Source organism: Actinoplanes sp. SE50/110, from assembly GCF_900119315.1.
Lineage (GTDB): Bacteria > Actinomycetota > Actinomycetes > Mycobacteriales > Micromonosporaceae > Actinoplanes.
The window spans coordinates 500181-513844 of record NZ_LT827010.1 but is presented as its reverse complement, the minus strand read 5'-3'; the positions used below and the strand labels follow the sequence as shown (position 1 = coordinate 513844).

Sequence of the window (13664 nt, the reverse complement as noted above, 5' to 3'; positions counted from 1 at the left end):
AAGAGACCGCAGGCGGAAGACCGCAGCGCGGCCAGGCGGAAGACCGCAGCGCGGCCAGGCGGAAGACCGCAGCCCACGCGGACAGACGACCACAGCCCGCCCAGAACACGGGCGAGGCACCCGGCTGAAGGGGGCCGCCGGGCGGACGACGCGAGGCCGCCCGCCCGCCGGTCAAGCCCGTCAGGGGTTGGTGAACGTGACCTTGACCGAGGTGTAGCCCAACCGTGTGAACAGACTCTCCAGCATGGCCTGCGTGTTCTGCTGGGCGCGCTGGTCCAGGCCGCTCGACTTGGCCGCCTCGGTGATCTTCTGTTGGGCCGCCGCGTACACCCGCTGCTGTTTGTCGGTGTCGCTGTGGAAGGCGTCGCCGATGCTGGTCAGCAGACCGCGATCCTCCTCGACGACGTAGCTCTTCTGCATGTCGAGCGCGGCCTGGGACTGCTGCGGCGGGGGCAGGGTGAGCTCGATCGTCTTCTTCTCGTTGTCGACCTTGAGGGCGTCACCGGAGAGGGCGCTGAAGTCGACATAGGTTTCGACGGTGCCGGAGCCGACGAACAGGATGCGCCGATTGACCAGGAAGTCGGGAATGTTGTCCTTGTTCTGCTGGAGGTCGACGATGACCTGGAAGGTGCCGTCGGCCGCGACGTAGCGGTGCAGGTCGCGCATGGACTGCAGCAGCACGGGCTGGCTGCGGTCGGTGGTCTTGTCGGCGAACGGGTTGTCGAACGAGGGCAGCACGTGCAGCGCGCGCAGGCCGAAGCAGGACGCGACGATCAGGGCGAAGACGACGCCGATGAAGATCAGCAGCCGTGCGAAGAAGCTCGGCCTGTGCTCCTGCGGGACGGCCGGAGCACCCGGCTCCGCCTCCTCGGGCACGGCCGGGTACTCCGTCGTCGGCTCTTCGACATCCGGTGAGTTGGCCATGTCCTAACGGTACGGAGTGGGTACGACATTTCGCGACCGGAGCGCGCCCCTTGACCCCCCTAATGTGAAAAAGCGTTCAGACCGGTCAATTTCTGGCCGATCGACAGTTGGTGGATCTCCGAGGTCCCCTCGTAGGTCAGCACGCTCTCCAGGTTCCCGGCGTGCCGCATGACCGGCATCTCTCCGCGGATCCCGTTGCCGCCCAGGATCGTCCGGCACTCCCGGGCGATCTTCAACGCCTCCCGCACGTTGTTGAGCTTCCCGATGCTCACCTGTTCCGGCCGCAGCGGTGCGCCCCCGGCGTCGCGCATCCGGCCCAGGTGCACCGCGAGCAGGAACCCCTTCTGCAGTTCCAGTGCCATGTCGGCGAGTTTCGCCTGGGTCAGCTGGAAGGCGCTGATCGGCCGGCCGAACTGTTCCCGCCCGGCGGCGTAGTCGAGGGTCACGTCGAGGCAGTCCCGGGCCGCGCCGAGCACCCCGAAGATGATGCTGAGCCGGGCCTCGGTGAGGCAGGACAGCGGCGCCATCAGGCTGCGGGCGGCGGGCAGCCGGGCGCTGTCCGGCAGCCGCACCCCGTCGAGGGCGAGTTCGCCGACGCTGGCCGCACGCAGCGACATGGTGTGCCGGAACGCCCGGGTGGTGAGCCCGGGCGTGTCGGTGGGCACCACGAACCCGGCGACGCCTTTCTCGGCGCGGGCCCAGATCACCGCCACATCGGCGATCGGCGCGTTGAGGATCCAGGTTTTCACCCCGTCGAGGATCCAGTCGTCGCCGTCGCGGCGGGCCCGGGTGGACATCCCGGTGGGGTCGGAGCCGTGGTCGGGCTCGGCGAGGCCGAAGCAGCCGATGGTCCGGCCGGCGGCGAGCGCGGGCAGCCACCGGTCCTTCTGGTCGTCGGAGCCGTACCGCCAGATCGCGTACATCACGAGCGAGCCCTGGACCGAGACCAGGGAGCGGATCCCGGAGTCGGCGGCTTCCAATTCCATGCAGGCCACGCCGTACGAGATGGTGGTGGCCCCGGGCAGGCCGTAACCGGTCAGATGCATGCCGAACAATCCGGCCTTGCCGAATTCCACGGCAAGATCGCGAATGGGTGGATCACCGTTCTCGTACCACTGCGCCACGCCGGGACGAATATGATCGTTCGCCACCTGGCGGGCCAGGGCGCGGGCCGCGCGGTCGTCGTCGGTGAGCAGGTCGTCAAGATCCAGCAGGTCAAGCGGTCGAGCAACCATGCACTTCAAAGTAACGGAGGCGTCAGCCTTCCACGACCAATACACGAGCGTGAATCTGATTGCGCTGTTGGAGCGCGGCGCGTAATGCGCGGTGCAGACCGTCCTCCAGATACAGCGCGCCCTGATACTCCACGACGTGCGGGAAAAGATCTCCGTAGAACGTCGAATCCTCGGCGAGCAGCTTGTCCAGCGCCAGCTCGCGTTTCGTGGTGATCAGATCGGCGAGCCGGATCGGCCGCGGCGGGATCTCCGCCCACGCTTTCAGCGTGGTGTGGTGATCAGGGTACGGGGCCCCGTCCCGGACCGCTTTGAAGATCACGGCGGCTGCCCCTCCCTGCTGAAAAAACGAGAAACACACGAATTGCTGGTACGAGCCTAGCCGCGTCCCGAACCGCCGCCCGCTGCCCACCGGCCATGATGCACTACCTCGTCCACCGGACGGTGACCGCGCCGGAGTGACGGTGACCTCTTGTCGTCCCCCGGATAGCCGACGGTGAGCGCCCCCACCGGGGTGAACTCGTCCGGCACCCCGAACGCCGCCCGGAAGTCGGCGACCTTCGCCGCCGGCAGCCCGATGAAGCAGGAGGCGAGTTCCTCGTTCACCGCGGTCAGGTGCATCAGCAGCGCGGCGAATCCGGTGTCGATGTCCCAGTACGGCACCGACCACCGGGACTCGTCCCGGTCGGCCCAGCCCTTGTCGCTTTCCGCATACCGGTCGAGATAAACGGACTTGTTCGACAGGGCGATGATGATCAGCGGGGCGGTCCGCATCCGGGCGAGCCAGGCGTCGGTGTGCTGCTCGACAGTGGTCGCCGACCAGAAGCGGTCACAGTCGTCCGGCGAGGACAGGACCAGGAAGCTCCACCCCTGGGCGAAGCCGGCCGACGGCGCCCGCAGCCCGTGCCGGACGATCTTGTCGATCAGTTCGGGCGGCACGGGGCGCGACACGTCGTACCCCCGGATCATCCGCCGCCGGCGGATCACCTCGTCGAACTCCATCAGGCGCGGATCCCCCACGCGGTGGTCCAGGTCTCCCCCGGCGCCAGCGTGACCAGGTCGCGGCCGGAGCGGAACGCGTCCGGCGGGCAGGTCATCGGCTCCACCGCGACGGACCGGCGGTGCCGCTCGCCGTGCAGCGTGTCACCGGAGAAGACCTGCCAGTACTTGAACTTCTCGTCGGCCCAGACCACGATCTTCGCGTCCGACGACGGGTCGGCCAGGACCACCTCGGTCAGCCCGTCCGGGCCGAAGTCGATGTCGCCGAACGTGGTGTCCAGGATCGCGGTGCCGATCCGGCGCGGCTCGGCGTAGTCGAACTCGGTGCCGGCCACCTTGACCGCGCCGAGCGGCAGCAGCCGGTTGTCGGCCAGGATCCTGGTCCGGGCCGGCACGGTGAGCACGGTGTCCTCGACGCTGACGCCGGGCAGGCGCAGGTACGGGTGCACGGAGTAGCCCCACGGCGCGGCGGCGTCGCCGGTGTTCACCACCTCCTGCGCGCAGCGCAGCCCCTCGGCCGACACCGACCAGCGGGTCCGCAGGGTGAGCGGCCACGGGTAGCCGACCTGGGCGGGCAGGTCGTATTCCAGGGTGACGGCCGAGGCGGTGTGCTCGGTGGCCCGCCAGCGCGCCCAGTTGACCAGGCCATGGATGGCGTTGTGCCGGGCCGGCTCGGTGAGCGCCAGCTGGTAGGTCTGCTCGCCGAAGGTGTAGCGCCCGTCCCGGATCCGGTTCGGCCAGGGCGCGAGGATCTGGCCGGCGGAACCCGGGGAGATCTCGTCGACGGAGAAGCCGTCCAGCAGCTCCACCCCGCCCGACGAGAAACTGCGCAGCGTGCCTCCGACCTCGGCCAGGACGGCGCGCCGGCCATCCGCCTCGATCGACCACTGGACCCCGGATTTCGCGGCTGTCTCTGTCATACCCGCGACACTATCGTTCGGGGTCGGCCACGGGATCCGGGACGGGCCGGTATCGCAGCAGCGCCGGGAAGGCCAGCGCCAGGCCCACGGCCAGCACCGCGGCGAGCACCCCGCCGGCCACCCAGGAGGTGGTCACCGAGGTGAACTGGGCGGTGGCACCGGCCCGCAGGTCACCCAGCCGGGGACCGCCGGCCACCACCACGGTGAACACGCCCTGCAGCCGGCCGCGCAGCCGGTCCGGCGCGAAGGTCTGCATGATCGTCTGCCGGTAGACCGCGCTGACCAGGTCGGCCGCGCCGGCCACGGCGAGCAGCAGAACCGCCAGCCAGAGCTGGTGGGCCAGGCCGGACAGGGCGATCGCGATGCCCCAGCCGACCACCGCGGCGGTCAGCGCGACACCCTGGCGGCGGACCCGGCTGATCCAGCCGGAGGTGAACCCGGCCAGCACCGAGCCGATCGCGATCGCGCTGAACAGCCAGCCGACCGCCGAGCTGTCGCCGAACCGGGTCTCGGCCACCGCCGGGAACAGCGCCCGCGGCATCGCGAAGACCATCGCGATCAGGTCGATGCCGAAGGACAGCAGCAGCACCGGCTGGGTGACCAGGAAGCGCAGGCCGGCCACGATGCCGCGGAGGCCGGCCGTGGGCTTCTCCCCGGCGTCGTCCGGCTCGATCGGCGGGATGGCCGGCAGCCGCCAGGTGGCCCAGAAGGTGACGGTGAAGAGCAGGGCGTCGACCGCGTACGCCACGGCCACCCCGGTGCCGGTCGACCAGATCCCCATGATCAGGCCCGCGGCCAGCGGGCCGAGCACCCCACCGGCCGTCGTGGTGGTGTAGTTCAGCGTGTTCGCCGCGGGCACCATCTCGGCGGGGACGATGCGCGGGATGATCGACTGCCGGGCCGGCGAGCTGATCGCGAACCCGATCGACTGCACCGCGGTGAGCGCCAGGAGCAGGTGCTCACTTCGTACCCCCGCGATCGCCTGCGCCAGCAGGCCCAGAGTGACCACCCAGGTGAGCGCGGAGCTGGTCAGCAGCAGGCGCCGCCGGTCGACCACGTCGGCGATGGCGCCGCCCCAGAGGCCGAAGATCAGCAGCGGGACCAGGCCGGCGACGCCGAGCAGGCCGACCCAGAACGACGAGTGCGTGATCGCGAACATCTGCACCGGCACGGCCACCGCGGTGAACTGGAAACCGAAGAACGACGCGCCGTTGCCGACCCACATCCGGCGGAACGACGTCACCCGCAGCGGTGTGGTGTCGATCATCCAGGAGCGTTTCGACTTCTCCTCGACCACGCTCACGGGGCCAGCCTCTCCACGATCCAGTCCCGCTCGACGGCGCTCCGGTTCTCGCCGACTGCGCGATACCGCAGCCGGTCGTGCAGGCGACTGCTGCGTCCCTGCCAGAACTCCACGGTCTCGGGCAGCACCCGCAGACCACCCCAGTGCGGCGGGGGCGGCACCGGACCGTCGCCGAACCGCTCGATCACCTCGGCCAGGCGCGCGTCGATCGCCTCCGGGCCGGGCAGCACCCGCGACTGCGGGCTGGCCCACGCGCCGAGCTGGGAGCCGCGCGGACGGGAGGCGAAATACTCCTCGGTCTCGGCGCGGGAGACGCGTTCCACCGCCCCGGTCACGATCACCTGGCGTTGCATCGCAAACCAGGGAAAAACGACGCTTGTGTACGGGTTGTGCCGCACGTCCGAGCCCTTGCGCGACTCATAGTTCGTGAAAAACACAAAACCGGTCGAGTCGTACCCCTTGAGCAGCACTGTCCGGGCCGACGGGCGCCCCTGGGCATCCGCCGTGGCCACGATCATCGCGTTCGGCTCGGGCAGCCCGGCCGCGGTCGCGTCGGCGAACCAGGCGGCGAACTGGTCGCTCCAGTGCCCGGCCAGGGAGCCCTCCAGCAGCGGCGGGTGCTCGGTGTAGTCACGGCGCATCCCCGCGGGGGACGGCGGATCGGCAGACATCGGGGGTACTTCCTTTCGGCTGCAACGACGGTAAGACGGCGACCGTCCGGTGTCAGGTGAACCAGGATGGGTGTCACCGAGAGCACAATCGCCACGGGTCGACCGGGCCGTTACCCGGGAGGCAGGATGAATCACTCACCGCAGCCACGTCTCCCAGGGAGCGCCGTGTCCGACTTCAAGCCGGGACTCGAGGGCGTCATCGCGTTCGAGACCGAGATCGCCGAGCCCGACCGGGACGGTGGCGCACTGCGGTATCGCGGCGTCGACATCGAGGATCTGATCGGCCAGGTCTCCTTCGGCAACGTCTGGGGTCTGCTGGTGGACGGCCGGTTCGGACCCGGGCTGCCGCCGGCCGAGCCGTTCCCGGTGCCGGTGCACTCCGGCGACATCCGGGTCGACGTGCAGTCCGCGGTCGCCATGCTGGCCCCGTACTGGGGGCTCGACCAGCTGCTCGACATCACCGACGAGCGGGCCCGCCGGGACCTGGCCCGGGTCTCGGTGACCGCGCTCTCGTTCGTCGCCCAGGCGGCCCGCGGGCTGGGGCTGCCGGCCGTCCCGCAGAAGGACATCGACAAGGCCGAGACCATCGTGGAGCGGTTCATGCGCCGGTGGCGCGGCGAGCCCGACCCGCGGCACGTCAAAGCCGTCGACGCGTACTTCATCTCGGCCGCCGAGCACGGGCTCAACGCCTCCACCTTCACCACCCGGATCGTCGCCTCCACCGGCGCCGACGTGGCCGCCTGCATCTCCTCCGGGATCGGCGCGCTCTCCGGCCCGCTGCACGGCGGGGCGCCCACCCGGGTGCTGCACATGCTGGAGGCGGTCGAGCGCAGCGGCGACGCCGAGGGCTATGTGAAGGATGTGCTGGACCGCGGCGACCGGCTGATGGGTTTCGGTCACCGGGTCTACCGCGCCGAGGACCCGCGGGCCCGGGTGCTGCGCCGGATCGCCAAGGAGCTCGGCGCGCCGCGCTTCGAGGTGGCCGCCGCGCTGGAGGCGGCCGCGCTGACCGAGCTGCGGGAACGCAAGCCGAAGTGCGAGCTGTGGACGAACGTGGACTTCTGGTCCGCCGTGGTGCTCGACTTCGCCGAGGTGCCGGTGCACATGTTCACCTCGATGTTCACCTGCGCCCGGGTGGCCGGCTGGAGCGCGCACATCCTGGAGCAGAAGAAGCTCGGCCGGATCCTGCGCCCCGGCCTGCGCTACGTCGGCCCGGAGCCGCGCCGGCCTTCCGAGGTCGAGGGCTGGTCCCAACTCACGCATAATGTGTGATCGTGGCTGACATCCGGATCCCCGACACGATCAAACCCGTCGACGGCCGCTTCGGCTCCGGGCCGAGCAAGGTCCGGCCGGAGGGTGTCGAGGCGCTCTCCGCGGTGTCCCGCACCTTCATGGGCACCTCCCACCGGCAGCGGACGGTCAAGGACCAGGTCGCCCGGCTGCGCCGCGGGCTCGCCGAGTTCTTCTCGATGCCCGAGGGGTACGAGGTGGTCCTGGCCAACGGCGGCACCAGCGCGTTCTGGGAGATCGCCACCTTCGGCCTGGTCCGGGACCGGGCGCAGTTCGCCGAGTTCGGCGAGTTCGGCGCCAAGTTCGTGCAGGCGGTCACCGACGCACCGTTCCTGGCTCAGCCCACCGTGCACCGGGCCCCGGGCGGGCAGGCCGCGTTCCTGACCGCCGAGGCCGGCGTCGACGTCTACGCCACCGTGCAGAACGAGACCTCCACCGGGGTTTCCGTGCCGGTCCGCCGGGTCGCGGGCGCCGACCCGGGCGCGCTGCTGCTCACCGACGCCACGTCCGGCGGCGGCAGCCTCGACGTCGACCTGCGCGAGACCGACGTCTACTACCTGGCCCCGCAGAAGGCGCTCGGCTCGGACGGCGGGCTCTGGCTGGCCCTGATGTCCCCGGCCGCGATCGAGCGGGCCTTCGAGATCAAGGCCTCGAAGCGGTACATCCCGCAGTTCCTCGACCTGGTCACCGCGATCGAGCAGTCCCGCCTGGACCAGACGTACAACACGCCCGCGCTGGCCACCGTCTTCCTGGCGGCCGAGCAGCTGGACTGGATGAACGCACAGGGCGGCCTGTCCTGGGCGGTCAAACGCAGCGCGGAGAGCGCCGCGGCGATCTACGGCTGGGCCGACCGGTCGTCGTACGCCGAGCCGTTCGTGACCGATCCGGCACTGCGCTCCGCGGCGGTCGCCACGATCGACTTCACCGACGGGGTGGACGCCGCCACGATCGCCAAGGTGCTGCGCGCCAACGACATCGTGGACACCGAGCCGTACCGCAAGCTGGGCCGCAACCAGCTGCGGATCGCCCTCTACCCGACCGTCGACCCGACCGACGTCACCGCCCTGACCAGCTGCATCGACTACGTGGTGGAACGGCTCTGACAGATACCCGCCCGGTGACTTGGCTCATTGCGATCAGCGAGGCATAGTCCGTACCAATGGGGGTAGCGAAGAATTTGAAGATCATCTTCGCTGGTCAGCCAGTTTGACGGCGTGGCTTACCCCCAAGGAGTGACCGGGGCGCGTACCGTGTTCCGAAACGCGCCCGGGTGACTGACTCTCGGGAGCACAGGCCAACGCGACGAGACGGAGGCAACGCATGCGGCCGGTACGCTTCGTCGCCCTCTCCGAGGATGGACAGGCCCTCGTGCTCGCCGACGAGGTGGGCCGCCTGCTGGCGCTGCCCCTCGACGACCGGGTTGCCGGGGTCCTCACCGACAGCCCCGCACCGCCGAGCACGGCGGTCGCGGTGCTCGCCCCGGACGTCCAGGCCTCACTGTCCCCGCGGGACATCCAGGCCCGGATCCGCTCCGGCGAGTCCGCCGAGGACGTCGCCCGGGTGGCCGGCGTCCCCGTCGACCGGGTCCTCCGCTACGCCGGCCCGGTGCTGCAGGAGCGCGCCATGCTGGCCCAGCACGCCCGGCGCACCCGGCTGAAGACGTCCGACTCCGGCCAGCCCCTGGCCGAGGTCGTCGACAGCCGGCTCGCCCAGCACGGCATCGACACCGAGAAGATCTCCTGGGACGCGTTCCGGCGCGAGGACGGCACCTGGCGGATCGTCGCCACCTGGCCGTCCGGCAAAGCCACCGCCCAGGCCATCTGGGACCTCGACAAGGGCCGCCAGGTCGTCTCCCCGCACGACGACATGGCGCAGTACCTGTGCGCCGAGCGCCCCACCCAGATCCTCGGCCAGGACCCGGTCCCCGAGCGCGGTGGCCACGGCCTGCCCGGCCCGGCCCGCAGCGCCGAGCCCACCCGCGGCGGCCACGGCCTGCCCGCCGCCGACGCACCGGCCCGCCCCGGCCGGGACACCACCCGCCCCACCCGCGACCCGATCCGCGCCGGCCGCGACGCGCTGCTCGCCTCCCTCGACCGCCCGCTGGAGGGCTCCTCCGGCCGCGGCCTGGAGCCGGTCTCCCCGGCCGCCCGCCGCCCGGTCGCCGGCGGCGCCGCCGCACTGCTCGGCGGCGGTTCCGGCTCCGCCTTCGACGACGACTCCGACCTCCCCAAAGAGGTCCCGGCGGTCCCGTCCCTGGCTGTCCTGCGCCCCCGGCGCACCGTCGGCCAGACCACCCAGCCCGGCACCGAAACCGAGGAGAACAAGCCCCGCAAGCGCCTCCCGAGCTGGGACGATGTCCTGTTCGGCGGCGGCCCCGCGGCCCGCGAGTCCTCCTGACCCCGTGGCCCGGCCGCGCCCCTCGGCGCGGCCGCCCGCACCCTCCCGCATCACTCCCCGCGGCCGCCCCGCAGCTTCCCGCATCACTCCGGCGGCCGCCCCGCACCTCCCGCATCACCTTCCCGCGGCCGCGTCGCCGAGCCTTCCGCTCTCCCCGGCCCCACATCGACCCACCCCCTGGCGCCGCCGGTCCACCGACTCGCCGGGGCGGCATCGCTCCATCGCGTTCCCGAACGCCGTCGCTCTGCTGTTCCTCCCCGCCGCCCTGCCGCTCCCCCTTGTCAGCGTTGCCCTGCTGTTCCTCCCCGCCGCTCCCCCTGTCACCGTCGCCCTGCTGTTCCTCCCGCCGCTCTGCCACGTTTCCCTGTGGCCGACGCCGCGTCGTCCTGATGTCACACGCCGCTCCGCTACCCGTTCGAGGTTCGCCCTGACCCGCCTTTTCGTAGCCGTCTTCCCGCCGCCGCCGGCCCGGGACGACCTGCTCCGCCGACTGCCGCCGGACGCCCGTTACACGCGGCCGTCAAAATGGCATGTGACGCTGGCCTTCCTCGGCGACGTCGAGGACCACCGGGTCCCGGACGTCGCCGCCGCCCTGACCACCGTGCCCCCACGCCCGGCGTTCTCGCTGCACGCTGCCGGGGGCGGCCGCTTCGGCCCGGTGATCTGGGCCGGCCTCGCCGGCGACGTGCGGCCGCTGGCTGACCTCCGCGAGTCGGTCCGGGACGCGCTCGCCGCCGCCGGTTTCGCCATCGACCCGCGGCCGTTCCGGCCGCACCTGACGATCTCCTACCGCTCAGCACCCGGCCTGCTCGCGGCGCTTACCGGGTACGCGGGTCCGGCCTGGCAGGTGAGCGAACTGGCCCTGGTGGAGAGCCGCCTCGGCAACTACCACTGCCTTCAGTGGTTCCCCGTCAGCGGCGACCAGCACGGCCCCGCCCCGACATGACGCCCGCCCAGGCGCCGTCGCTGCCACCGATGCCGGCGGCCGGCAACGGCTGAGCGCCGCAAGGACGGAAGCGTCGGCCGCCCGGGCAGGCCGGCAGGACCCGGCTGGTCAACCCATCCCGGCCCGGGCAAGCCTGCAAGACCGGCTGATCACCCCACAGGACCCGGCTGGTCAACCAGTCCCGACCCGGGCAGGCCCGCAGGACCGGCTGGTCACCCGCCCCGGCCGGCAGCACCGGCTGGTCACGTGCCCCGGCCATTCCGGACGACCTGCCAGGCCGCGCCCGGGGTGGTCCCGGAGGCTGGTCAGTTGTCCTGATGGTCGCGGAGGACCAGACCGGCGGCTTCGAGCCGGTCTTCGACCCGGAGGCGTTCGCACTCGCGGTCGACGCCCTGCAAGGGTTGCAGGTGTTCGGCGACGCCGAGGGCGCGGCAGGCCAGCAGGAGGCGGGCGTCGTAGGCGCGCAGGATGGCGGCCAGGCAGGCCTCCGAGGAGCGCAGGACGCCGCTGCGACGTTGCCGGTCCAGGCGGCGCAGGTCGTAGGCCAGCTGCTCGATCGGCACCGGGGGCAGTGACTCCAACCGGCCGGTCAGGTCGATGCCCGGCAGTTCGCGGTCGAGGCGGCGCAGGTCACGGGTCTGCGGGCCGGGGCGGCGGGCCCAGTAGGCCGGGGCGCCCTTGCGAGGGACCCGGCCCGGGGCGGGGACCCGGCGGAACGACGAGCGCCGCCGGGGCAGGTGGCCCGAGGTCTCGGGCCGGCGCTTTGCGGGGCGCCGGAGCAGGATCCGGGCACACGGCACGATCAGCAGCGTCATCCACGCCGCCGAGATCACGACCAGTTGCGCCATCGCCACACTCTGACGCTAGGCCGGGATCGGCCCGGCCGGAACACCCGTTCGGCGGAACTGATCTGCCAACTACCTAAATGCCAGCTTCCATACCGACATCGGGCATCCTTTCCGGCGTACGAGACGGGCAAAACCCCCGATCGGGTGACGCGGACGGTCAGACGTGACCGGCGGGTTCGGGGGCGCGACCGGGGCGGTGCCCGCGACGTACCGCCATCGGTGGCACCTCCGGAAGGTCCGCCTCCGCAAGCGGCGCGGCCTCCGCGGGCACCGCAGGGGGCGTAGCGGGAGCCGGGATCAGCCGCAACCGGGGCCGCGGCCGCAACCGCACCTCGATCCGCTCCCCACCGGCCCGCAACTGCCAGGCCAGCGCCACCCCGGAGGCCAGGAACGAGACGAGACCACCCACCCAGATGCTGGACGGCACCCCGAAGTGCGACCCCCACCATCCGGCCAGGGACGCCCCGATCGGTGTGGTGCCGAGGAAGACCAGCACGTACAGCGACATCACCCGGCCGCGGTATTCGGCGTCGACGCCCATTTGGACCCGGTGGTTGGCGGCCTGCGCCAGGTAGATGGAGAAGAAGCCGGTGGGGACCAGCAGCACCATCGCGACGAGGAAGGTGGGGGCGAACCCGACCGCGAACTCGAACACCCCGAAGGCGAGGGCGGCGCCGATCACCCGGTACATCCCGGGCCGGGTGCGGCGGCCGCTGCCGGCCAGTGCGCCGCCGAGCGCACCGACCGCCAGAGCGGTGGTGAGCAGCCCGAACGACGACGCCCCGGCATGGAAGTTGATCTTTGCGAGGGCGGCCAGGGTGACCGGGAAGTTGAAGCCGATCATGCCGATCACCGCCATCAGGCAGATGGTGAGCAGCAGGTCGGGGCGCTTGCCGACGTAGGTCAGGCCGTCCAGCACCCGGGCGCCGCCGCGTGCCTTGCGTTCGATGCCGAGCAGTTCGGCGCGGTTCATCCGGGTGTACGTGAAGATCGGGGCGATCACCAGGACGGTGGCGATCAGGAACACCACCCGGATGGACAACACCGACAGCAGCACGCCGGCCATCGCCGGGCCGCCGATCCGGGCCGAGTTGAAGGTGGCCGCGGAGAGGGCCAGCGCGTTCGGCAGCAGCGGCAGCTCGACGAGCTCGGAGACGAACGCCTGGCGCACCGGTGTCTCGACCGAGTTCGCGATGCCGAACAGCAGGGCGAACAGGAAGACATGCCAGAGCTGCACGATGCCGGAGGCGACGATGACCGCGAAGCTGACCGCGGTGACCGCGAACGCGGTGTTCGCCACGATCAGCAGCTTGCGTTTGTCGTACCGGTCGGCGAGCCGCCCGCTGTACAGGGTCAGCAGCATCACCGGGACGAACTGCAGGGCGGTGACCACCCCGAGCGCGCTCGGCGAGTTGTGGGAGAGGTCCAGGACCAGCCAGTCCTGGGCGGTGAACATGGTCCACACGCCGATCAGCTTGATCAGCTGACCGACGGCGAAGAGGCGATAGTTCCGGACTCGCAGGGATCGGAATGTCGTGTCCAGCACTGCCCGCATGCGGTCGCGCCCCTCACTTCGTCGTACGCGTCATCGTCGTGTGACGAAACGGACGACGGCGAGAGCCGGTCAGCCGCGGGCGACGCGCAGCATGATCTCCGCGGCGCGTGCCAGGGTGTCCCGTTCCTCGGGGGTCAGCCGGTCCAACTGGCCGGCCAGCCACTCGTTGCGGATGTCCTCGTTCTGCGTATAGACCGCGCGACCCTCGTCGGTGGCGGCCAGGATCACCTGGCGCCCGTCGGTGGGGTGCGGCGTGCGCGCCACGAGCCCGCGGTCCTCCAGCTTGCCGACGATCTTCGTCATCGTCGGCGGTTGGACCCGCTCGACGTCGGCGAGCTCACGGGGGGTGAGCGCGCCGTGCAGCTGGAGGCTGGTCAGCGCGGAGAGCTGACTGAAGGTCAGATCCCCGACCGGGCGGGCCTGACGGACCCGCCTGCTGAACCGGATGATCGCTTCCCGCAGCGTCTTGGCCAGCGATGCCGCTGTGCGCTCCGTCGTCATCACCCGCTCCGTCACGATACTTAGCCTAGCTAATGAGCTTGGCTAACGACATGGATTTACCCGTATGACCGCCGTCAC

The 13664-nt window shown here is 71.3% G+C and carries 14 protein-coding genes; 4 read left to right on the top strand and 10 right to left on the bottom strand.

Features of this window, described 5'->3' with window-relative positions:
* Positions 1–180: 180 nt before the first annotated feature.
* From ACSP50_RS02260 to pdxH, 7 genes are read right to left on the bottom strand one after another with little or no spacing between them, the layout of a single operon-like run.
* Positions 181–924: a DUF4230 domain-containing protein gene (locus ACSP50_RS02260; RefSeq protein WP_014687532.1), complete on the bottom strand. Its 744-nt coding sequence runs from the start codon at positions 922–924 to the stop codon at positions 181–183.
* A gap of 59 nt (positions 925–983) precedes the next feature.
* Entirely contained in the window at positions 984–2159 is a 1176-nt protein-coding gene (locus tag ACSP50_RS02255; RefSeq protein ID WP_014687531.1) for an acyl-CoA dehydrogenase family protein, read from the bottom strand.
* 22 nt (positions 2160–2181) lie between these two features.
* Positions 2182–2478: a type II toxin-antitoxin system VapB family antitoxin gene (locus tag ACSP50_RS02250; protein WP_014687530.1), complete on the bottom strand. Its 297-nt coding sequence runs from the start codon at positions 2476–2478 to the stop codon at positions 2182–2184.
* Between the two features lie 56 nt (positions 2479–2534).
* Entirely contained in the window at positions 2535–3158 is a 624-nt protein-coding gene (locus ACSP50_RS02245) for a nitroreductase family protein (RefSeq protein WP_014687529.1), read from the bottom strand.
* Positions 3158–4075, bottom strand: coding sequence for an aldose 1-epimerase family protein (locus ACSP50_RS02240; RefSeq protein WP_014687528.1), 918 nt, complete (start codon positions 4073–4075; stop codon positions 3158–3160). Before ACSP50_RS02240 ends, ACSP50_RS02245 begins: the two co-directional genes overlap by 1 nt.
* Positions 4076–4085: 10 nt before the next feature.
* On the bottom strand, positions 4086–5378 hold the full coding sequence (locus tag ACSP50_RS02235) for an MFS transporter (protein WP_014687527.1): 1293 nt from the start codon (positions 5376–5378) through the stop codon (positions 4086–4088).
* Positions 5375–6049, bottom strand: coding sequence for a pyridoxamine 5'-phosphate oxidase (gene pdxH, locus ACSP50_RS02230; RefSeq protein ID WP_014687526.1), 675 nt, complete (start codon positions 6047–6049; stop codon positions 5375–5377). The genes ACSP50_RS02235 and pdxH overlap by 4 nt, the downstream gene beginning before the upstream one ends.
* Positions 6050–6214: 165 nt before the next feature.
* Here pdxH and ACSP50_RS02225 point away from each other — a divergent pair, with 165 nt between their 5' ends.
* The 4 genes from ACSP50_RS02225 to thpR all read left to right on the top strand — a co-directional run bounded on the left by ACSP50_RS02225 (position 6215) and on the right by thpR (position 10682).
* Positions 6215–7321, top strand: a complete 1107-nt coding sequence (locus tag ACSP50_RS02225) for a citrate synthase 2 (RefSeq protein WP_043510717.1) — start codon at positions 6215–6217, stop codon at positions 7319–7321.
* Between the two features lie 2 nt (positions 7322–7323).
* On the top strand, positions 7324–8442 hold the full coding sequence (gene serC / locus ACSP50_RS02220) for a phosphoserine transaminase (protein ID WP_043510714.1): 1119 nt from the start codon (positions 7324–7326) through the stop codon (positions 8440–8442).
* A gap of 217 nt (positions 8443–8659) precedes the next feature.
* Positions 8660–9736, top strand: a complete 1077-nt coding sequence (gene sepH / locus ACSP50_RS02215) for a septation protein SepH (RefSeq protein ID WP_014687523.1) — start codon at positions 8660–8662, stop codon at positions 9734–9736.
* Complete coding sequence (thpR, locus tag ACSP50_RS02210; protein ID WP_014687522.1) at positions 9693–10682, top strand: RNA 2',3'-cyclic phosphodiesterase; 990 nt, start codon at positions 9693–9695, stop codon at positions 10680–10682. The genes sepH and thpR overlap by 44 nt, the downstream gene beginning before the upstream one ends.
* 305 nt (positions 10683–10987) lie before the next feature.
* On the opposite strand, the gene ACSP50_RS41495 is transcribed toward thpR, so the two are convergent.
* From ACSP50_RS41495 to ACSP50_RS02195, 3 genes are all read right to left on the bottom strand, one after another.
* Positions 10988–11530: a hypothetical protein gene (locus tag ACSP50_RS41495; protein ID WP_014687521.1), complete on the bottom strand. Its 543-nt coding sequence runs from the start codon at positions 11528–11530 to the stop codon at positions 10988–10990.
* Positions 11531–11687: 157 nt separating this feature from the next.
* Entirely contained in the window at positions 11688–13085 is a 1398-nt protein-coding gene (locus ACSP50_RS02200) for an MFS transporter (protein WP_014687520.1), read from the bottom strand.
* A gap of 69 nt (positions 13086–13154) precedes the next feature.
* On the bottom strand, positions 13155–13601 hold the full coding sequence (locus tag ACSP50_RS02195; RefSeq protein ID WP_231956842.1) for a MarR family winged helix-turn-helix transcriptional regulator: 447 nt from the start codon (positions 13599–13601) through the stop codon (positions 13155–13157).
* Between the last annotated feature and the right edge of the window lie 63 nt (positions 13602–13664).